15 protein-coding genes and 4 pseudogenes are annotated in these 18693 nt (G+C 60.7%); 7 read left to right on the forward strand and 12 right to left on the reverse strand.

Going from position 1 to position 18693, the window contains the following annotated elements:
* Positions 1-569 precede the first annotated feature (569 nt).
* From ACIGJB_RS32310 to ACIGJB_RS32335, 6 genes and pseudogenes are all read left to right on the forward strand, one after another.
* Complete coding sequence (locus tag ACIGJB_RS32310; RefSeq protein WP_483734937.1) at positions 570-1736, forward strand: porin; 1167 nt, start codon at positions 570-572, stop codon at positions 1734-1736.
* Between the two features lie 29 nt (positions 1737-1765).
* A pseudogene (locus tag ACIGJB_RS32315) lies at positions 1766-2008 on the forward strand (hypothetical protein); the annotation flags it as partial.
* The gene (locus ACIGJB_RS32320; RefSeq protein WP_483734938.1) at positions 2005-2364 is read left to right on the forward strand and encodes a YidH family protein; all 360 of its coding nucleotides are present in this window, start codon (positions 2005-2007) and stop codon (positions 2362-2364) included. The pseudogene ACIGJB_RS32315 and the gene ACIGJB_RS32320, both read left to right, overlap by 4 nt.
* A pseudogene (locus ACIGJB_RS32325) lies at positions 2361-2537 on the forward strand (DUF202 domain-containing protein); the annotation flags it as partial. The gene ACIGJB_RS32320 and the pseudogene ACIGJB_RS32325, both read left to right, overlap by 4 nt.
* A 483-nt stretch (positions 2538-3020) precedes the next feature.
* Positions 3021-4110: pseudogene (locus ACIGJB_RS32330) on the forward strand (IS5 family transposase).
* A gap of 7 nt (positions 4111-4117) precedes the next feature.
* Positions 4118-4997, forward strand: a pseudogene (locus ACIGJB_RS32335) (IS66 family transposase); the annotation flags it as partial.
* 216 nt (positions 4998-5213) lie between these two features.
* Here the strand turns inward: ACIGJB_RS32335 and ACIGJB_RS32340 are convergent.
* From ACIGJB_RS32340 to bioA, 6 genes are all read right to left on the reverse strand, one after another.
* Positions 5214-5474, reverse strand: a complete 261-nt coding sequence (locus ACIGJB_RS32340) for a hypothetical protein (protein WP_140950091.1) — start codon at positions 5472-5474, stop codon at positions 5214-5216.
* 499 nt (positions 5475-5973) lie between these two features.
* On the reverse strand, positions 5974-7296 hold the full coding sequence (locus ACIGJB_RS32345) for a cytochrome P450 (RefSeq protein ID WP_483734939.1): 1323 nt from the start codon (positions 7294-7296) through the stop codon (positions 5974-5976).
* Positions 7293-8339 carry a biotin synthase BioB gene (bioB, locus tag ACIGJB_RS32350; protein ID WP_483735192.1) on the reverse strand — a complete coding sequence of 349 codons (1047 nt, stop codon included), beginning with the start codon at positions 8337-8339 and terminating at the stop codon, positions 7293-7295. The genes ACIGJB_RS32345 and bioB overlap by 4 nt, the downstream gene beginning before the upstream one ends.
* A 49-nt stretch (positions 8340-8388) precedes the next feature.
* Positions 8389-9105: a dethiobiotin synthase gene (bioD, locus tag ACIGJB_RS32355; protein WP_483734940.1), complete on the reverse strand. Its 717-nt coding sequence runs from the start codon at positions 9103-9105 to the stop codon at positions 8389-8391.
* On the reverse strand, positions 9102-10325 hold the full coding sequence (gene bioF / locus ACIGJB_RS32360; protein ID WP_483734941.1) for an 8-amino-7-oxononanoate synthase: 1224 nt from the start codon (positions 10323-10325) through the stop codon (positions 9102-9104). Before bioF ends, bioD begins: the two co-directional genes overlap by 4 nt.
* On the reverse strand, positions 10315-11769 hold the full coding sequence (gene bioA / locus ACIGJB_RS32365) for an adenosylmethionine--8-amino-7-oxononanoate transaminase (protein WP_483734942.1): 1455 nt from the start codon (positions 11767-11769) through the stop codon (positions 10315-10317). The genes bioF and bioA overlap by 11 nt, the downstream gene beginning before the upstream one ends.
* 403 nt (positions 11770-12172) lie before the next feature.
* Here bioA and ACIGJB_RS32370 point away from each other — a divergent pair, with 403 nt between their 5' ends.
* Positions 12173-12871 carry a GntR family transcriptional regulator gene (locus tag ACIGJB_RS32370; protein ID WP_483734943.1) on the forward strand — a complete coding sequence of 233 codons (699 nt, stop codon included), beginning with the start codon at positions 12173-12175 and terminating at the stop codon, positions 12869-12871.
* A gap of 100 nt (positions 12872-12971) precedes the next feature.
* Here ACIGJB_RS32370 and ACIGJB_RS32375 read toward each other — a convergent pair whose 3' ends face one another.
* The 6 genes from ACIGJB_RS32375 to ACIGJB_RS32400 all read right to left on the reverse strand — a co-directional run bounded on the left by ACIGJB_RS32375 (position 12972) and on the right by ACIGJB_RS32400 (position 18682).
* Positions 12972-13679, reverse strand: a complete 708-nt coding sequence (locus ACIGJB_RS32375; protein ID WP_483734944.1) for a GntR family transcriptional regulator — start codon at positions 13677-13679, stop codon at positions 12972-12974.
* Between the two features lie 119 nt (positions 13680-13798).
* Positions 13799-15154: an acetyl-CoA carboxylase biotin carboxylase subunit gene (locus tag ACIGJB_RS32380; protein ID WP_483734945.1), complete on the reverse strand. Its 1356-nt coding sequence runs from the start codon at positions 15152-15154 to the stop codon at positions 13799-13801.
* Between the two features lie 82 nt (positions 15155-15236).
* Positions 15237-15413, reverse strand: a complete 177-nt coding sequence (locus ACIGJB_RS32385) for a hypothetical protein (protein WP_483734946.1) — start codon at positions 15411-15413, stop codon at positions 15237-15239.
* A 170-nt stretch (positions 15414-15583) separates the two neighbouring features.
* Positions 15584-17164: an acyl-CoA carboxylase subunit beta gene (locus ACIGJB_RS32390; RefSeq protein ID WP_483734947.1), complete on the reverse strand. Its 1581-nt coding sequence runs from the start codon at positions 17162-17164 to the stop codon at positions 15584-15586.
* A 10-nt stretch (positions 17165-17174) separates the two neighbouring features.
* The gene (locus ACIGJB_RS32395) at positions 17175-17396 is read right to left on the reverse strand and encodes a biotin/lipoyl-binding carrier protein (protein ID WP_116321256.1); all 222 of its coding nucleotides are present in this window, start codon (positions 17394-17396) and stop codon (positions 17175-17177) included.
* A gap of 62 nt (positions 17397-17458) precedes the next feature.
* Positions 17459-18682, reverse strand: coding sequence for a CaiB/BaiF CoA transferase family protein (locus tag ACIGJB_RS32400; protein ID WP_483734948.1), 1224 nt, complete (start codon positions 18680-18682; stop codon positions 17459-17461).
* Positions 18683-18693 lie beyond the last annotated feature (11 nt).

Below are 18693 nucleotides of genomic sequence, written 5' to 3' on the forward strand. Positions count from 1 at the left end.
GCAGTCGGATAGAGGGGGAGCCTTGATTTCGGTGCATGTATGGCCCCGACGATTTTGCCAGCCTCTTTTTAGTGTGAGAAATGGTCTGCACGCTGCCTGGTGGGCGAGAGCCAAGGCCCGCCCACATCCACAGCCTCGATGAGATCCGCGCATCCTCTCGACCGCCCCGCAGTTGTAGCCACCTGGCGCACCAAAGAAGTTCGTCATAGACCCTCACAATCGAATTGTCAGGCGCCGCCTCAGCCGTGAAGCTAATTCATTCGGATAGAGAAGCGCGTCGGTGTAGCCGCCGTGTCTCATCGAAATCGGCTGCTTCTCTGTCCGATTCCAAGTTGATCGCGATTGTCGGGACAATTGATTAATTGCGTAAATTGATTATTGCATCGAAATCCTTCGGTCGTTATAAATCAACTTCTCTTACAGAAAAGTAAATATGGACAAGTATTGGTTGGTATGTGTAGGAACCGCGGGAATTATATTGGCGCACCATTTTTTGGCAAGCATTAAAGATGACATTTGCAGCGTCTTTGCGGTGTATAAATAACAATTAATTTGGAGGATCGTCTTTAATGAAAGAAAAATTTATCTCGTGTGGTGTGGCAGTATCAGCCGTCCTTTCGGCGAATGCCTTAGCGCAGTCGAACGTCACCCTGTACGGCGTTGTCGACACCAACATCGAGTACGTGAATCATATCGGCAACGTGCCTTTTGCACCCAATCAGTTCAACCCCGGTCCTTCGCATAATGTGTTCCGCATGAATCCTGGTGGCTTCTCCGGTTCGCGATGGGGTCTGCGTGGAACGGAAGACCTCGGGAACAATATCAAGAGCGTATTTGTGCTGGAAAGTGGCTTTGGGTCTGACACGGGTACTTTCCAACAGGCCGGTCGTCTCTTTGGCCGTCAAGCGTTCGTGGGTCTACAGAGCACGGGGTGGGGGCAATTGACCTTTGGGCGCCAGTACACTTCCATGTTTGATGGGCTGGGTAGCTTCGTTCCTGCTGCCTTCGCCACGCAGTACGAGCCCACCGTTCTGGTCGCAGGGGCAAACTACCGTGAGGACAACACCATCAAGTACTCGGGACAATTCGGCCCCGCCACGGTGGGTGCACACTTCTCCGTCGGCGCAGGCTTGGCGCTGCCGGCGGCGGTGGGCGTGGCCACGCCGATTGGGGGAAGCGGCGAAAACCCTGGGTCTGCACGTCGTGATTCAGCCTATGGGGTGGCGGTGACGTATGCGTCAGGCGCTTTCGGCGCAACGGCTGGCTACGACCAATGGAATCCGACCATCGGAACAAGCAGCGGGACGGTGAAAAAGGCGCTCGTCGCGGCAAGCTACAGCTTCGGCGTGGCTAAGGTCATGGGGGGCTATCGCTGGGGACAAAACAAGGATTCGTCAGACACGACGATTCAGAGGGACGATTACTACTGGATCGGCGGTAATTACCAACTGACACCCGCGGTTGGCCTGACGCTGGAGTACAGCTACGACAACATGAAGAGCTACTTTGGTACGAATAGCCCGAACCCGTGGCAGGTCCTTTTCTTGGCTAACTACGCCATCTCAAAGCGCACCGATATCTATCTGACGAGTGCATTCGGGAAGAATGCGGGGTTAATGCTCGAGTCCGGTGCCACGATATATGCAAACAGCTTGTCGCTGGGCAGTAGTTACGTCCTGGCCAATGGCCAGAGCACTATGTTTGGTGCGGCGGTGGGCATTCGTCACAAATTCTAAAACGTCTGTCATCCATGCGAGCCTTCTCCCCTCCACTTTCCATTCCACTGGACTTCGATCCGGGCACCATCTGCACGTATGTGGCCGAGGTCATGATGTGTGCCCATCATTCCGCTTTGTTCCGCTTTGGCGACGGCGTCTGCATTGACGGGCCGTGTCGCGATGCGAGGCTGTCCTCTGTGGAGGTGGAGGTGGAGGTGATTCAGAGTGAGGTTCGCCTTCGTACCCCGGGGAATAGCACGTCACGCCTACAGACAGAAGAGACAATATGAACCGACCGCAATGGCAGAAGGGGGGAAGCGAACCTGACTACCGCTTTTCGCTTGCAAACGAACGCACCTTTCTTGCCTGGATCAGGACCGCACTCGCGATCCTTGCCGGGGGAGTCTTGCTCGACCAGTTCGCCGAGCGTGTTGAGCCGAAGGCCTTGCTGGCGGGGGTGGCGCTGGTGCTGTCATTCTTGGGGGCGGTGATTGCCTATTGCGCATATTCCCGCTGGAAAGGCAACGAGATTGCCATCCGAAACTCCGGCCCATTGCCGGCGTCAAGCGGCATTCCATTGCTGAGTACCGCGACCATCTGCGTTGCGCTTGTTCTGGCGCTCGGGCTCTTGCTGAAGGTCCGATGAGTCGCGACCCAGGGGTTCAATCCGAACGTACGGCGCTTGCCTGGCACCGCACGGCCCTGACGATGCTTGTCAATGGTGCCCTGTTGGTCCGCTCGGCGGCAGAAACCCAGTCACTGCTGGCCTGGGCGGTTTCCATTCTGGTTTCTCTGGCGGCCGTGGCATTGTTCTTCGTGGGTTGGCGCAGGGGGAGTGCCCTTCTGCAGGCAGCATCACCCCCGTCACCTCCTCATGTGGCATTGGTAACTACGCTCGTGGTAGCTGTTTGGTTCGCATGTGCAGCGGAGGTTCTGTGCATTGTGCTGGAGACGATCGCCTGTGCAGATGCCTGTAGGCCAAAGCACGCCATATCCGGATCGAATACGAGGCCGGCCCCTGCGGCTACGAGCTTTACCGTGAACTCATCCGCAGGGGATTTGACTGCATGGTATGCGCGCCCTCGCTGATGGCGCTCGCGCTCGGTCGCGACCGGCATCGCCTAGGTCGCTGACTTGCCGGGTCGTGGTGCCTTTGTCATTATTTCAATTAACCGCCAAGCACAATACCAACCGCAAAGGCTCCGTGAGGGATGTTGCCCGCCTGCCAGATCGGTCTGCAGAAGACGAGGAGTGGGAATAGGGGATCCGTAAACTCGACACGACTTCACATTCCGATAATTCATGCGTGGCGCCGACACCTTCACCGAGAGCTTGTTCACCATGCGTCGGCTGGACGATTTCGTACCCAGGTCCCATCCGCTGCGCGCGATCCGCACGATGGCCAATCAGGCGCTGGCGAAGATGGATCGACTGTTTGCCGGAATGTATGAGGCCGACATCAAAGGCGGTCGCCCGAGCATTGCGCCGGAGAAATTGCTCCGAGCGATGTTGCTGCAAGTGCTCTACAGCATCCGGTCCGAGCGCTAGTTGATGGAGCAGACGCAGTACAACCTGCTGTTTCGCTGGTTCGTCGGGTTGTCGATGGACGACGCAGTCTGGGTACCCACGGTCTTCACCAAGAACCGGGCACGCCTGATCCAGCACGATGCGGTGATCGAGTTAGGTGCTTGCCCTCGCGCAGAAGAAGAACTGGCTGTCGGGCGAGCACTTCAGCGTCGACGGCACGCTAATTCAGGCATGGGCAGGCCACAAGAGCTTTGTGCGCAAGGATGGCAGCGATGGCGACGACGACAGCGGCGACTTCCGGGGACAGCAGCGCAGCAACGAGACACATCAGTCCAAAACCGATCCCGATGCGAAGCTCTATCGCAAAGGCAGGACTGGCAGTGAACTGCGCTACATGGGGCACACATTGAGTGACAACCGTCACGGTCTGGTGGTCAGCGCCCTGGTGAGCACTGCAGATGGCCACGCCGAACGCGAGGCTGCGAAGGCCATGCTCAACGATGCCCGGCAGGCAACGGTCGACCCGGACGTCGAAATCACGGTGGGCGCAGACAAGGGCTACGACGCGCAGGAGTTCATTGAGGCGTGCCTGGAGATGCGAGTGACACCGCATGTCGGGCAAAACACCTGGGGTCGACGCTCGGCCGTCCCTGATGCCATTGCCGGCAGCGTGGGCTACGCCATCTCCCAGCAAAAGCGCAAGCTGATCGAGAAAGGCTTTGGTTGGGTCAAGACGGTCGGGCGCATGCGCCAGGTGATGGTGCGTGGACTGAAGCGAGTCGACCAGATGTTTGTCCTGAGCATGGCCGCGTGCAACCTCGTGCGCATGCGTTCGCTGGGACAAATCCGTCCGCAGTTGCAGTAGTCGGGGAAAAGGGGCTGGAAATGGGCGCCAACCGCCGAAAAACTCGGCGGACATGCCGCGCCAGCGAATCGAGTACGACCTGACCGAGGACCAGAAGATCTGCCCATGTTGCCAGGGTTCGATGCACCGCATGGGCGAGGAAGTCAGCGAGCAGTTGCACATCGAAGCAAAGGTGTCCGTTCTGCAGCACGTCCGCTTCAAATATGCGTGTCGGCACTGCGAGCACAATGCCGAACGCACGCCGGTGGTGACTGCGCCGATGCCGGCGCAACCACTGCCGGGCAGCAACGCCAGCCCAGCGATGCTGGCGACGGTGACCACCGCCAAGTACGTGGACGGCACGCCGCTGTACCGCATGGAAGACGCGCTGGGTCGCGCCGGCATTGCAGTTGGCCGCGGCACACTGGCGAACTGGATCATCCGGCCCGCGCAACTGCACTACAGCCGGCTGTACGAGGCGCTGCGCCGCACGCTGCTGTCGCAGCCACTGATCCATGGCGACGAGACAACGGTGCAGGTGCTCAAGGAGGAAGGCAAGGCCGCGCAGAGCAAATCGTACATGTGGGTGTATCGCAGCGCGGAGGACTGCGAGCATCTATGTTATCGATGGGCGTGCGCCCATCGATAACAATCCGGTCGAACGTGACATCCGCCCATTCTGCACAGGGCGCAAGGCATGGCTCTTCGCAGACACCGTCGCGGGGGCGAAGGCGAGCGCCATGATCTACAGCCTGATGCTTACGTGCCGCGCCTGTGACGTCGAGCCGTATGCTTATCTGCTCCACGTGCTCACAGAGCTGCCACAGCGCGCGCCGGACGCTGACATCAGCGACCTGTTGCCGTTCAAGTTTGCCCGGCGGCGGACCGCGCCGCCGCCCCCTGCCTGAGCGACGGGTCGATCGTTGCCGGCTCAACGTGACCGCCGATTCCGGCATTGTGACCGGGCCATTCCGGCATCGTGACCGCTGATTCCGGACAGCCGGGAAAATCGGTCACGTTCGTCCGGAATCGGCGGTCACGTTCACCGGATTACGCAGTTGCCCCCAAATCGGGAACCCCATCAAACGGAGAGAAGCCCCTCGTTACCCGGTAACAGCGAGGCGCTAGCGGGGGACGTTGAAATAGAGATCCCACTGCTCCGAATCCGGATTGAGCCTGCGCAAGATCGCGTCGTCCGCCCGCGCGATCAGCCGCTCCAGCATCTGACGCTTCGTTACCGTGTAACGGTGCGCCAGCCGAGCAAGAGCAAGGTCGGCTTCCGTACTGACCCACATATCCAGCCGCCGCTCTCCGTTGCCGTCCTTGCCCGCCGTCGCGCGCCTTGCCCGATAGGCGGCCTGCCGCTGTGCTGTCGTCTGCGCCATCCTGCACTCCTCATGATCGTTACCCGGTAACACTCCGGTGCGGCAACGTTACCGGGTAACAACCGGAATCCTCAAGGTGTGCTGGATTTAGCGCTTACCGAAATTTGCGCGCAGCCTCTTGGGGCGCCAGATCCACCCGCGATGCACCTTCGATGAGGCAAGCCCAGTAGGAGGGCCGCGGCATCAGGTCCGGATGCCCCGCGCAATTCGGTTTCGCTTAGGGAGACGTTTAGGCCGTCCTGACCGCGGCTCTCAAACTCCAATTCGAAGCTGTGGATGATCGCTGCCTGTAGCGCTTCCAGAAGCGGCGATGGAAATGGGCGGCGACATACACGGCGTTACAAGCCTAGACTTCTTCGCCGTCCGGGTTGCAGCTTCCATCGAGTCGAATCATAAATTTACGTCGTCGATCCGAGAACCTGCTATTGACGCGCTTCCCAAGGCGGCCTCAAGCGGGTCGCCTCCCGGGCAGCGCATCGTATCGCCTGATCGATGTAGTTCACCGCTCCAGTCCGACGGCACGATTGTTCCACACCCGCAGGCTGATGAGCCCACGATAGACCGGGTTCCCGTTCCAGTGGGGGTCCGCATCCACCAGTGTCAGATCGGGCAGCCTGGTAAGCAGGCTGCGGAAGACGATTTCCGCCTCCATCAGCGTTAGCGCGGCCCCGATGCAGAAATGCGCGCCATGACCGAAGGAAAGATGCGAGCCATCACGCCGCGTGATGTCCAATGTGTCGGGATCGCTGTAGCGCGATGGATCGCGGTTAGCGGCTCCGATCAACGGCACGATCAGGTCACCGCGTCGGAGCTGTTTCCCGTGCAAGACGATGTCCGCGGTGACGCGTCGGCCGGTATATTGAACAGGGCTTTCGTAGCGCAGTAGTTCGCGAAGGGCGTTTGGCACAAGCTCGGGTGCCTGTTGCAGGCGCTGCCACTGCTGCGGATGTCTGAGCAAGGCATGTAGTCCATTACCAAGAAGGTTGCGCGTCGTCTCGTGCCCGGCGAACAGTAGCATGGCACATTGCGCCAGCAGTTCGGCCCCGGTTTCGATCGTCCCTTCAGCCTCGGCCTGCAGCAGGTGGCTTATCAGGTCCCGCTGTTGCGGTTGCTGGTAAGTCGGGCACGAGGCCTGCGTTCTGCGGCGCGCCAGCATGGCTTCGAAGGCGGCGCTTATCTTTAGCAGGCTCGCTTGCGCACGCCGCTTTAGCGCCAGGTCTGGATCCGGCGAGCCGATAAATGCGGCCAGGTCTTCTGACCAAGCCAGAAAGCCCGGTTGCTCGTTGACGTCCATGCCCAGCAACGTCGCGATCACCATCGCGGGCAGCGGCGTGGCCACCGCCGCCATGAAATCGAACTGGTGTTCCTGCGCAATCCGGTCCATCAGTAGCGCGGTCATTTGCTCGATGGTGCCGGCGAACGCGCGCAGGGCTGCGGGCCGGAAGCCCGCATTGAGCACCTGGCGCAGGCGCGTGTGGTCGGGCGCGTCGAGGAAGAGCATGGCTCGGCTGAACAGGCGCTGGAAGGGGCAGAGCGCCTGGCGCTCGTCTTCGCTGTTACGCATGACCCAGCCGCCCGTGCGGCGCGCCGAGTAGAGCGGATCGCGCAGCACGACTTCCATGTCCTCGTGCCTGGTTAGCAACCAGGCTCCACCAAAGAATTCGTCGCTCCAGTGAATGGGGCCGGCGGCCTGCAGTGCGTGGTAGGCGGGATACGGGTCGCGCAGGAAGCTGGCATCGACGAAGGCGTCGCAAGGCGCGCGGTCGTCCTGCGATGCCACCGACTGCACCCTGGCGCGGTCAGACAGAACGGCGGCCGTCATCCTGCGTCGCCTTCAGTGCGGATGCCGAGGCGTTCGAGCAGGGCGCGGTCGCGGTCGGCCTGGGGGTTGCTGGTGGTGAGTAGCTTGTCGCCGTAGAAGATGGAGTTGGCGCCGGCCACGAGGCAAAGTGCTTGCAACGCGTCGTCCATCTGCTCACGTCCCGCGGACAGCCGGACCATGGCGCGCGGCATGGTAATGCGGGCCACTGCAATGGTACGGATGAATTCAAAGGGATCGATCGGCGGAGTGCCGGCGAGGGGCGTGCCTTCCACCGCAACCAGGTTGTTGATCGGCACCGACTCCGGATAAGGCTCCAAATTGGCCAGTTGCGCAATGAGCCCGGCGCGGGCTTCGCGGGATTCGCCCATGCCGACGATGCCGCCACAGCAGACATTGATGCCAGCGTCGCGCACATGGCCGATGGTGTCCAACCTATCCTGGTACGTGCGAGTGCTGATAATCTCTCCGTAAAACTCGGGCGCCGTATCCAGATTGTGGTTGTAATAATCCAGGCCCGCTTCCTTCAAGCGCTGCGCCTGTTCCGCCTTCAACATGCCAAGCGTGACGCAGGTCTCCATGCCCATCGCCTTGACCTCGCGCACCATCTCCATCACCGGCTCCAGGTGACGGTCCTTGGGGCTGCGCCAGGCGGCCCCCATGCAGAAGCGCGTGGCGCCGTTGGCCTTGGCGGCGCGCGCGGCCTCCAGCACCTCGTCCAGCGCCATCAGCTTCTCGGCCTTGACGCCGGCATCGTGATGCGCACTCTGTGGGCAATAGCCGCAGTCCTCTTCGCACCCTCCGGTCTTGATTGAGAGGAGGGTGGAGAGCTGCACCATGTTGGCGTCGAAATGTTCGCGGTGCACTTGCTGGGCTCGGAAGAGCAGGTCGTTGAAAGGCAGCGCAAAGAGTTCGTCGACCTGGGCCACACTCCAGCGCCCGGCGGGTTCGTGAGCTGTGGTTGGGCGGCGCACGGAGTTGCGCAGGCTTTCGACATCGATAGTAGCGATGGTCGCATCTTTCGCGGTGGAGGTGTCGGGGATCATGGTCATGTCTGAGTCCGGGTTAGGCAGCTTGGCGGGTGTCGGCCAGTTGTTAGGCGAAAGGAGCTGTCAGTAGCGGAGACAGATCGATCGCTGCGGCGGCTTCCCGCGGATCCTTCTGCCAGGGGATTTCCCCAAGGCAGGGGGCATCCAGGGAGGCGCACAGGGTGGCTATGTTCTCGGCGGCCAGGGCCATATCCGGATCCATGCGGTTCGCGATCCAGCCGGCGAGTCGTAGGCCACGCGCACGTATTGCGGCGGCAGTCAGCACTGCGTGGTTAAGGCACCCCAGCCGGATACCGACCACCAACACCACTGGCAGGCCGAGCATGACGGCCAGGTCAGCCGTAGTCCACTGGGCCAGGCCGGCGGATAGCGGCACATGAAAGCCGCCCACGCCTTCCACGACTACTGCATTGGCGCGTGTGCACAGCTCGCTGAACGCGGCTTGGATGGGTTCGGGCGTGATTTGCGTGCCCTCGAGCGCCGCGGCCAAATGCGGGGAGCAGGGGGTGCGCAGCAGGAAGGGGCAGGTGATTGCGGGCGGTACGTCCACGCTGCTCGCATTGCGCAGCGCGGCCACGTCATCGTTGTGCCAATGGCCGTCACGCCATTCGCTGCCACTGGCCACGGGCTTCATCCCTGCGCTGGCATGGCCGGCAGCGCGCAGCGCATGCAGCAATGTCGCACTGGCGTAAGTCTTGCCGACGCCGGTATCGGTGCCAGTGACAAAGCAGGCAATGCTTGCGAAATTCCCCGTCGTATTCATGCCGTCTCCTTGTGCGCCGCCAGGACTCCCAAGCTGTTCAACAGCCGTGCCACGTCGGCGCAGGTATGTTGGGCCGACAAGGTGATGCGCAAGCGCGCGGTGCCATCGGGCACCGTCGGTGGCCGGATCGCAGTGACCCGGATGCCACCGGCCTCCAGCGCCTCGGACAGCGCCAACGCAGCGGCGTTACCGCCGACGACCAAAGGCTGAATCGGCGTTGCGCTGTTGACCGTGCGCCAGCCAGTTCGGGGGTGGCGGGCTTGCAAGATCTTCAGGCCACCGCGCAGCAGGGCGATCGATTTCGCCACTTCCCCGCGCCGCTGCCGGCCTTCGTCGCCCGCGATCAGTGCCAAGCTGGTTAGAAGCGCATGGGCCACGGCCGGCGGCGCGGCCGTAGTGTAGATATAAGGTCTTGCGACGTTGATCAAGTGCTCCACGATCGTGGTGTGCGCGGCCACAAATGCACCCGCTACCCCGGCGGCCTTGCCCAGCGTACCGATGTAGATGAAGCGCTGCGACATCAGCCTGAGATGCTCCAGCACACCTCGGCCGCGCTCGCCCAGCACGCCGAAGCCGTGAGCGTCGTCCACGACAATCCATGCGTCGTGCAGTTCAGCCAGTGCCAGCAGTTCAGCCAGGGGGGCAATGTCGCCATCCATGCTGAACACGCCGTCGGTCACGATCAGTTTGAGCCGGCTGCTGCTGGCGGTCAGCTGCCGGCTCAACGCGGCGGTGTCCCGGTGCGGGTAGCGGCGGACCTCCGCACGAGCGAGCAGCGCGCCATCGATCAGTGAAGCGTGGTTGAGCTTGTCGCAAAAGAGGGTAGCGTCGGACGTGCCGAGGGCGCTCAGCACCGCCAGATTGGCCATATAGCCGGTGCAAAAGTAAAGCGCCCGCACGTCGGGAATATAGGGTGCCTGCCAGGCTGCCAGCTCGGCCTCGAGCTGATGGTGGGCCACCGAGTGGCCGCTGACGAGATGGGAGGCGCCGCTGCCGGCACCGTAGCGACGGGCGCCCTCAGCGAAAGCATCGACCACTGCGGGATGGTTTGCCAGGCCGAGGTAGTCATTGCTGCAAAAGCTCAGCAGCGGGCGGTGGGCGCCGTGACCGTCGCCGACCGCCTGGTGCGGCGCGCTGGCGGTATGGGCTACGCGGCGGCGGCGCGTTAGCGCGCTCGCAGCTCGCTCGGCGGCAGCGCGCTCGAGTCGCTCAAGCAGCATGGCAGACCTCCATTGGCGCACCGCCTTGGACATGCGACGCATTGGTCAGCGTCGCATCGAGCGCAGCCTGCAGTTGTTGGCCCAGCCATTGCGCCTGCGCTTGGTCGAAGCAATACGGTGGCAATACGTAGAGGGTGTTGCCGATCGGACGTGCCAGGACGCCGTGGGCCAGCGCCGATCGGTGGAAGCGCGAGGAAAAGTCGGCTCCTGCGAACTCAGGCCGCACGTCGGCGGCCCAGATCACACCACGCTGGCGTGTATTCATCAGGCGCGCGTCCGCGCCGAGCGACGCCAACGCCTCACCAAGCCATTGCGCGCGCCGACAATTTTGCTCTATGACGTGGTCGTACTCGAACAGGTCTAGCGTGGCGAGTGCTGCGCGGCAGGCGAGGGGATTGCCGGTGTAGGAATGCGAATGCAGAAAGCTGCTGGCGACATCATCGGCAATGAAGGCGCGTTGAATGTCCGGTCGCGACAACACCAGGGATAGCGGCAGGTAGCCGCCGCTGATGCCTTTGGACAGGCACAGGAAATCCGGCCAGAGATGGCCCGGTAACGGCGCGCCGCCCTCACGCGATTGCTCCCATGCGAAGAAGGTGCCGGTGCGGCCACAGCCAACCGCGATCTCGTCCGCAATCAGGTGAACCCGGTAGCGGTCGCACAGCGCCCGAGCCCCGTCCAGATAGGAAGGGTCGTGCATCGCCATGCCGGCCGCTCCCTGTACCAGAGGCTCGACGATCAGCGCTGCGATTTGTCCGGAGCGTTCGCGCAGCAGCGCTTCCATTTCCGCGAGGGCACGCGCCGCAACGTCAGCAGCCGATTCTCCACTCACAGCCTGGCGTGCATCAGGCGACATCACGACATGCGCCCGGCGGATCAATGGGTCGTAGGCGTCGCGGAAGATCTCGACGTCGGTCACCGCCAGGGCGCCCACCGTTTCCCCGTGGTAACCGTTCCGAAGGCAGATGAATTCCCGCTTTGTTGTCAGACCGATATTGCGCCAGTAGTGAAAACTCATCTTGAGCGCGATCTCAACGGCCGACGCGCCGTCCGACGCGTAGAAAACATTGCCGAGTGCCCCATTGGTCAGTGACGACAAACGCTCGCCCAGTTCCACTGCGGGTGCGTGGGTGCATCCGGCGAGCATCACGTGTTCAAGCGTTTCCAGCTGGTGCACCAGGGCGGCATTGATATGTGGGTTGGCGTGACCAAACAAGTTGACCCACCAGGAGCTGGTGGCGTCAAAGTAGCGTCGCCCCTCCGTGTCGATCAACCAAATGCCTTCGCCACGCGCTATCGCCAACGGCTCGACGATATCACTGGGTCTGAGTGCGGTACACGGATGCCACACGGCCTGCACACTGCGCTGGGCGAGACTCTTGGAAGCAAGCTGCGGGCCTTTCACGGGCCCGGAATTGGCACTGCAAAGGGTGAGGTTTTTCATGGCGTCCTCCTTTATCGATCGTTCGCGGACAACATCGCTACCAGGCTCTCCCCGCTCTGTGCGCTGCTCATTGAGTTGGCCGCCGACGTCCCGCCTTGCGTGTCCGTCGATGTCGCAGAAGCTGCGGGAAATCAGTATAGACGAGGATATCAAAATAGTAATCTTATTTGTATCCTAAATTGAATACAATGGTTATTGTGATGTGTACAGATCGTCTGTCTCCGAACGATGTGACTGCCAAAGGAGACTTCTGCCGCGCCACGTGACGGAATGGCCGTTGTTGGCTCGCAAAAGAAGAGGTGCAAAAGTTAACGGCGGCCGAACGCCTGGCTGTCAAAAGCGCTTACAAAAGGGTTTACTATTGTGTTTTCAAGAACACGCAACATTGCGCGCACAGGACACCATGTCAGCTACATCAAAAGCAATCCAACGGAAAGGCGCCGCCCCGGGGAAACCGAAGGCGACGTCGGCAACAGCGATCGCAGACGAACTGCGAGCTCGGATCGCTCGCCATGATCTACTGCCGGGGACGAAGCTTGTGGAAGCCGATTTGGCTCAGGAGTTTGATACGACGCGCCCGCGTATCCGAGAAGCGCTGGCGGCACTTGAAGAGCGTGGGTTGGTAGAACGTATCCCCAATCGAGGGGCCATCGTCACCCGTATTAGCTTTGAGCAGATCCTGCAAATTTACTGCGCCCGTGAAGCACTTGAAGGCATGGGCGTGCGCTTGGCCGCGAAAAACGCTCCACAGGGGGAGTGGGACGATCTGATAGCCCTGTTCGGGGCTCCAATGGAAGAGGCGCTCGAGAAAGGGGATTTTGATTTCTACATGGCGGGCTATGAGCAATTTCGCCAACGCGTCTTCAAGAATGCAAATAACCCGATTATCCAAGGCATGCTTGACACGATCGTTGAGCGCTCGCTAGCTGTTATCCAGCGTGCGATCGTTCTGCCGGGCCGTGCGCGCCTGGGGCTGGAGCATCATCGAGCCGTGCTTGCCGCCCTGCGTGATCGCGATGCGGACAAGGCTGAATCGATCCGACGCCAGAGCCTCAGAGAGGCGGCAGAGTATTTAAGCCGCTTCCGCAAGTATGTCGTTTGAGCACCAATATTGGCGCTCGCAAGTCTCCATCAGCCCGAGTTGAAAGGCGCGTAGTGATTGGTGGGTGGCAGCCACAGGCATTGCAGGGCGCGCGCCACCGCTAAACCAAATACTTTTGATAACGAGACAAGGTTTCCTTGGCGCTCTGAAAATTCTTCCGCCGCAACGCTTCTGCGGCCGCGGCATCGCCTGCCCGCATTGCGTTCAGCACGGCGGAATGCTCGGCAAGGCCTTGTTTCGGCCGGCCAGGAAGTATGATGATGCGTCGGATCAGGAATTGCGTCTTGTCCCAGATGCTATCGAGCATTTCGGTGAGCGGAGGGCTGGCCGCTGCCTCAATAACTCTCCGGCGAAAGAAATCATAACCGTCAATAAAGGCGTCCAGGTTGGATTCCTCGACATACCGAACCATCGGACCGTTAAAAAGATCAACCATATCTTGCCACGATTCCGGCGGTACGTTTTGAGTCGCCAATCTGACGCAAAGCCCGTCGAGCACCTCACGCACGTCGTAGATGTGCAATAATTGCTGAAGATCGATCCTCGTCACCACCGCGCCGCGGTTTGGTATTCGCTCAATGAGACCACGCTGCGCGAGAGCCGCAAAAACCTCGCGCACCAGCGGGCGCGGCACGTCAAATTCTTCGGCTAGATCCTGCTCCCTCACCTTGGCGCCAGGCAGAAGATCTTGCTTCGCGATTCTTGCGCGCAGTATCCCCAGTATCTCAAGCGCTTTGTTCGCACCGTCACCGCGCTGCCGGGCCCGGACTTCCGAGCCAAGGACTTGGGAGGTTCCGGCATTGTTCATCGCCCGTTCCCATCGTTGTTGCTACGACTTCACTAATAATTGTGCAAGGCGAACGCATTTCGCAAGCTCCCTTATTTCCGCTCACGAAAGCGACACGCCCATCCCACCCGCTTGTCTCGCTATTGCTTCGCCTCTCCGCTGGCGAAAAGGTCCTGCACGAGGCTCGTGTGCAAATCACCCGCGCGCCAGGCAGGAAAATCAAGCATGCGCTGCAAGAGCGGAATGTTGGTCTTTACGCCCTCAATTCTCGTTTCGGACAGTGCCTGCTCTGCAAGCTCGATGGCCGCATGCCTGTCTGACGCGTGAATCACTAGCTTCGCGATCATAGGGTCGTAGTACTGGCTTACGGTGTTTCCCTCCGCATAGCCAGTCTCGATTCGGATGCCGGTACCCGATGGCAGATGGAAAGTCTGCAGGATGCCCGGCGAGGGGAAGAAGCGGACGGGGTCTTCCGCATAAATTCGCAACTCGATGGCGTGACCCGAAGCCGTCACCGGCGTGGGAAGGACATCGCGCAGGGCCTCACCTGCCGCAAGACGGATTTGTGCTTCGACCAGATCCACCCCGGTAATGGCTTCGGTGACCGCGTGCTCAACCTGCAGGCGGGTATTCATTTCGAGAAAACTGTAGCTGCCGTCTGAGCCGCGCAGCATCTCCACCGTCCCGATCACGTCGTAGCCGAGCTTACCCAGCAATCTTGCCACACGGTCTGCGACTTCGTCGGCCTCGCCGGGTGGCAGTCCAGGCGCGCAGGCTTCTTCGATTACCTTCTGGTGGCGTCGTTGCACCGAGCAATCCCGCTCCATCAAATGCTGCACGTTGCCGTGCCGATCGCCGAGGATCTGGAACTCGATATGCCGCGGCCGCTCGAACAGCTGCTCCAGATACACGTCGCCATTTCCGAAACTTCGTTGTGCAAGCGCTCTTGCGCGGCCCACGGCTTCCACGAGTTCATCGGCGTCGTGGGCGGCAATCATGCCAATGCCACCGCCGCCTCCGGCAGGCTTAACCAATATCGGATAGCCGACTTCAACGCCAGCCGCCCGGATCGCGGCGGCGTCGTCGCCGATAATGCCAGAGGAGCGGCACATTGGCATACCGTGTTGCGCCATCAAATTGCGCGCGCGGGTCTTATGTCCCATCGCGTCGATCCAGCGCGGGCTGGGGCCAATAAACGTTAGGCCCGCTGCTTCCACGCGGCTGGCGAATCCTGAATTTTCTGACAAGAAGCCATAGCCCGGGTGCACCGCATCGGCACCCGAGCGGCGTATTGCGTCAAAGAGGGCAGGTTCGTTCAGATAGCTCTGTGCCGCCGGTGATGGTCCGATGCAATATGCCTGGTCGGCTTCCGCCACATAAGGCAGGTCACGGTCGGCTTCGGAATAAACCACGATCGACCGCAGGCCCATCCTGTGTAAGGTTCGCTGTACGCGAGCAGCCACCGCGCCGCGGTTTGCGATGAGTACCGTTTGCATGTTGTTGATCTCCTAGATCTCAATATCTGGTGAGCCCAAGTGCGCGTCGAATGGCGCCCCACGCCCACGCCCACGCCCACGCTCAGTCGAAGCCGGTGCTGGCTTCGATCGCATTCACTTTGGCGATGCGCCCAAGCTCGGAATGCTCGGTGCCGCCCGATCGCTCTCCGAACGTGCTGGTGGCATGTTCGGCAAGGAACACCTCCTTGAGCGCACCATTTCCAACTACGCGGGCGGTCCCGCCAGTTCGTGAAAACAAGAAAATCGATCGATGCCTGCCATGTCATGCGGGCACATCGCGTCGTTGCAAATGCTCGCAATAGCCGTGCTATTGCTGCGCTTTGCACGTAGCGCTGTATCCCGCATGACATGCCGTTCACCTACCATCTCAATGATTCAGTGGACTAGTGAAAAAAGCACTCGATACTGTTACGGGCGTACGCCGGCCCTAAGTTTCGGGCCCAGCGTGGTTTTCAGCGAGATCTGAGCGGCGTCGATGAAGCGGCATAGCGTCTGGCGAGTCTCGCGGGGGTCAATGATGTCCTCCACGCCGAAGGCCTCCGCGGTACGGAAGGGTGATGCGAGCTGACGCAGGTGATGTTCGAGCTCGCGTTCCTTTGCCGCAGGATCTTCGGACGCAGCGATCTCGCGCCGAAACGCTGCAGCCACGCCTCCCTCGATCGGCAGTGAGCCCCATTCCGCCGTCGGCCACGCGAGCTTGAGGCCCAAGCCATTTTTATCGGTAGCTGCCATGCCTGCCATGCCGTAGCACTTTCGAATGACTACCGTCACTATCGGCACAGTAGCCTGCAGACTGACGAACACGCTGCGCATGCCTTCGCGAAGGGTACCCTGAGCCTCTGCGTCGCGACCGACCATAAAGCCGGGCACATCCACCAGGAACACCAGAGGGATATGGAAGGTGTCACACAATTCGATGAAGTGCGTTTGCTTGCGCGCAGCCTTGGCATCAATGGCCCCACCGTAAGCCATGGGGTTGCTCGCTACCACGCCCACAACCTTGCCATTCAAGCGCGCTAGGCATGTGATTACCGCCTTGCCGTATGTGGGTTGGATTTCGAACATCGAGCCACGGTCAAATACCATGCGCACAATCTTGCGCATGTCATAAGCCTTACGCCTAGCGGATGGCACGATGGTCGCCAGTTCCTCGTCGCGACGATCGATCGGATCATCGCACGGCGTCACTGGCGGCAGTTCCCACACGTTCTGCGGCATGTACGACAGATAGCGCCGGATCATCGCGAAGCAGTCCGCCTCGGTTTCAACGGCATTGTCTACCGATCCAGCCAAAGCCACTGCAATCGGGGCGCCTCCGAGGTCTTCTTTAGAAATTTCCTGGCCAAGCGAACGTTTCACCACCGGGGGCCCTGCGGCGAAAACATGGCTGGTGCCATCCACCATCACCGACCAGTGTGACATGATAGCCCTTCCGGCTGGCCCTCCTGCTGCCGTACCCAGCACGGCACTGACAACCGGTACTTGGCCAAGCAGCGCTGCGGACGTTTCAAAACCATGCACACCAGGAAAGACTGTATGGCCTCGCCGTTGCGCAGAGGTGACGCTGCCGCCCACGCCGTCAATCAGGTTGATCAGCGGAATCTTGTAATTCAGGGCAAGATCTTCGACGAAGCCACCTTGACCGCCTTTTTTCCGGTCGCCGCTCCAGCTTGTGCCGCCGCGTACGGTATAGTCCTCTCCGCCGATTGCGACAGGACGACCGTCCACGTTAGCTAGCCCCATCACATATGGCGCTGGTGTAACCTTCGTCAGCACACCGGCCGCGTCGTAGTGGCCTTGGCCGGTGAGTCGGCCGACTTCATGGAACGAGTTTTTGTCGGAGAGTGCCTCGATGCGCTCGCGGATCGTCAGCTTGCCGGCCGCATGATGCCGTTCGATGGCTTCAGGCCCGCCGAGTCCCAACGCGAGTTGGCGGCGCCGTTCGAGTTCCAGAAGGTCCTCGGAGGGAATGCTATGGTTCATTTCCATGGCCATCTCCTTACGCCGGATCGACTACTGCCATCACTTGGCCTTCGGCGATTGGCTCGCCTTCTTTGACCAGTACCTGAGATACCGTACCGGCGTACATCGCTTCTACCGGAATCTCCATCTTCATCGATTCGATGATGAAGAGCACGTCGCCTTCAGTTACGGTCTGTCCAATCTCGCACTCGCACTTCCAGACAGAACCAACCACCTCCGATTTCACTTTGATGCTCATGACCGCCATCCTTGCAATTTAAATGTCGTAACGTTGTGGGAAGAGTTGAGGTGTAGTCTGGCTCAGTGGGCCAGGGCCGGGTCATAAATGACGCCGCGCCGCTGCAGAGTGGACACCGCCTCGGAGGTAAGCCCCAGCATGCGGGCAAGGACTGTGACGGTGTCAGCGCCGGTGTCGCGACCAAGTTCCCGCACTTCGCCAGGGGTTTCGGTGAGCCGCGGCGTTACGTTCGGAACAGCGACCATGCCCAGCCTTTCGTGCGGCCGGCGTTGAATGCTGCCGCGTGCGGCGAAGTGGGGATCGGCAAAGACATCATCGATGTTGTAGATCTTGGCATGTGGGATATCGTGGTCGCCCAGCACCTGGTGAATCTCGTGGTAGGTTCGCGCACCGATCCAGCATTGCACGACAGCATCCACCTCATCGCTGTGTTGGCTGCGCATCAGGTTAGAGGCGTAGCGGGGTTCGTTGGCCAGTTCTGGCTGATCCATCGCCACGCAAAGGCGGCGGAAGATTGGGTCCGCAAGCGCTGCCACATGGATGTAGCAGTCATCGCCGGCTTGATATAGGTTGTTGGGGCTGGACCCTGGCAATTGTGAACCCGCCCGTTGGGCGACAACGCCAAGTTGGTCGTAGGCCATGACGTGCGGCTCCATGAAGCTAAATGCGCATTCTGCCAGCGCGGTATCCACTACTTGGCCGCGCCCGGTGCGGTGGCGGGCTTCCAGCGCCAGCAGCGCGCCAAACGCTCCATACAGCCCCGTGAGGTAGTCCGACAGCGAGGTGGCAACGCGTGCCGGCGGGCGATCTGGATCGCCAGTAATCGAGCGCAGGCCGCTAATGGCTTCGCCGATCACGCCGTAGCCTGGCTGGAGACTGTATGGGCCATCCTGACCGTAGCCACTGATACGAACCATGATCAACCCAGGGTTGCTTGCACTTAGGGACTCGTAAGCGAGGCCCCAACGTTCCATCGTGCCAGGGCGGAAGTTTTCGACCACGAAGTCGGCCTTGTTGATCAGCTGTCGTAACAGCGATTGTCCCTCTTCAGTACGCAGGTCGACCGAAATCAATTCCTTATTACGGAACATGGAAAGGGCGTACAGCGATACGCCGTCTTTATGGCTGCCCATTGAGCGCAACGCGTCGCCCTCGGCCACCTCGACCTTGATGACGGTCGCGCCAAAGTCGGCCAACAGCCGCCCGCAAAAAGGACCTGCAACGGTCGAGCCAAGTTCGACAACGGTGTACCCGGACAGCGGTTGGATACGTTGGTTGGGAGTCATTCGGGAAATCT

Source organism: Cupriavidus sp. C2SS-8b (assembly GCF_057073745.1).

What these genes read in the sequence shown, in the direction of transcription:
- bioB (WP_483735192.1), bottom strand. Translation starts at nt 8,339, where the DNA reads ATGATCCCCGACACCTCCACCGCGAAAGATGCGACCATCGCTACTATC.
- ACIGJB_RS32320 (WP_483734938.1), top strand. Translation starts at nt 2,005, where the DNA reads ATGAACCGACCGCAATGGCAGAAGGGGGGAAGCGAACCTGACTACCGC.
- bioA (WP_483734942.1), bottom strand. Translation starts at nt 11,769, where the DNA reads ATGAAAAACCTCACCCTTTGCAGTGCCAATTCCGGGCCCGTGAAAGGC.
- ACIGJB_RS32375 (WP_483734944.1), bottom strand. Translation starts at nt 13,679, where the DNA reads ATGAACAATGCCGGAACCTCCCAAGTCCTTGGCTCGGAAGTCCGGGCC.
- ACIGJB_RS32390 (WP_483734947.1), bottom strand. Translation starts at nt 17,164, where the DNA reads ATGGAAATGAACCATAGCATTCCCTCCGAGGACCTTCTGGAACTCGAA.
- ACIGJB_RS32370 (WP_483734943.1), top strand. Translation starts at nt 12,173, where the DNA reads ATGTCAGCTACATCAAAAGCAATCCAACGGAAAGGCGCCGCCCCGGGG.
- ACIGJB_RS32340 (WP_140950091.1), bottom strand. Translation starts at nt 5,474, where the DNA reads ATGGCGCAGACGACAGCACAGCGGCAGGCCGCCTATCGGGCAAGGCGC.
- ACIGJB_RS32310 (WP_483734937.1), top strand. Translation starts at nt 570, where the DNA reads ATGAAAGAAAAATTTATCTCGTGTGGTGTGGCAGTATCAGCCGTCCTT.
- ACIGJB_RS32395 (WP_116321256.1), bottom strand. Translation starts at nt 17,396, where the DNA reads ATGAGCATCAAAGTGAAATCGGAGGTGGTTGGTTCTGTCTGGAAGTGC.
- ACIGJB_RS32400 (WP_483734948.1), bottom strand. Translation starts at nt 18,682, where the DNA reads ATGACTCCCAACCAACGTATCCAACCGCTGTCCGGGTACACCGTTGTC.
- bioF (WP_483734941.1), bottom strand. Translation starts at nt 10,325, where the DNA reads ATGCTGCTTGAGCGACTCGAGCGCGCTGCCGCCGAGCGAGCTGCGAGC.
- bioD (WP_483734940.1), bottom strand. Translation starts at nt 9,105, where the DNA reads ATGAATACGACGGGGAATTTCGCAAGCATTGCCTGCTTTGTCACTGGC.
- ACIGJB_RS32380 (WP_483734945.1), bottom strand. Translation starts at nt 15,154, where the DNA reads ATGCAAACGGTACTCATCGCAAACCGCGGCGCGGTGGCTGCTCGCGTA.
- ACIGJB_RS32345 (WP_483734939.1), bottom strand. Translation starts at nt 7,296, where the DNA reads ATGACGGCCGCCGTTCTGTCTGACCGCGCCAGGGTGCAGTCGGTGGCA.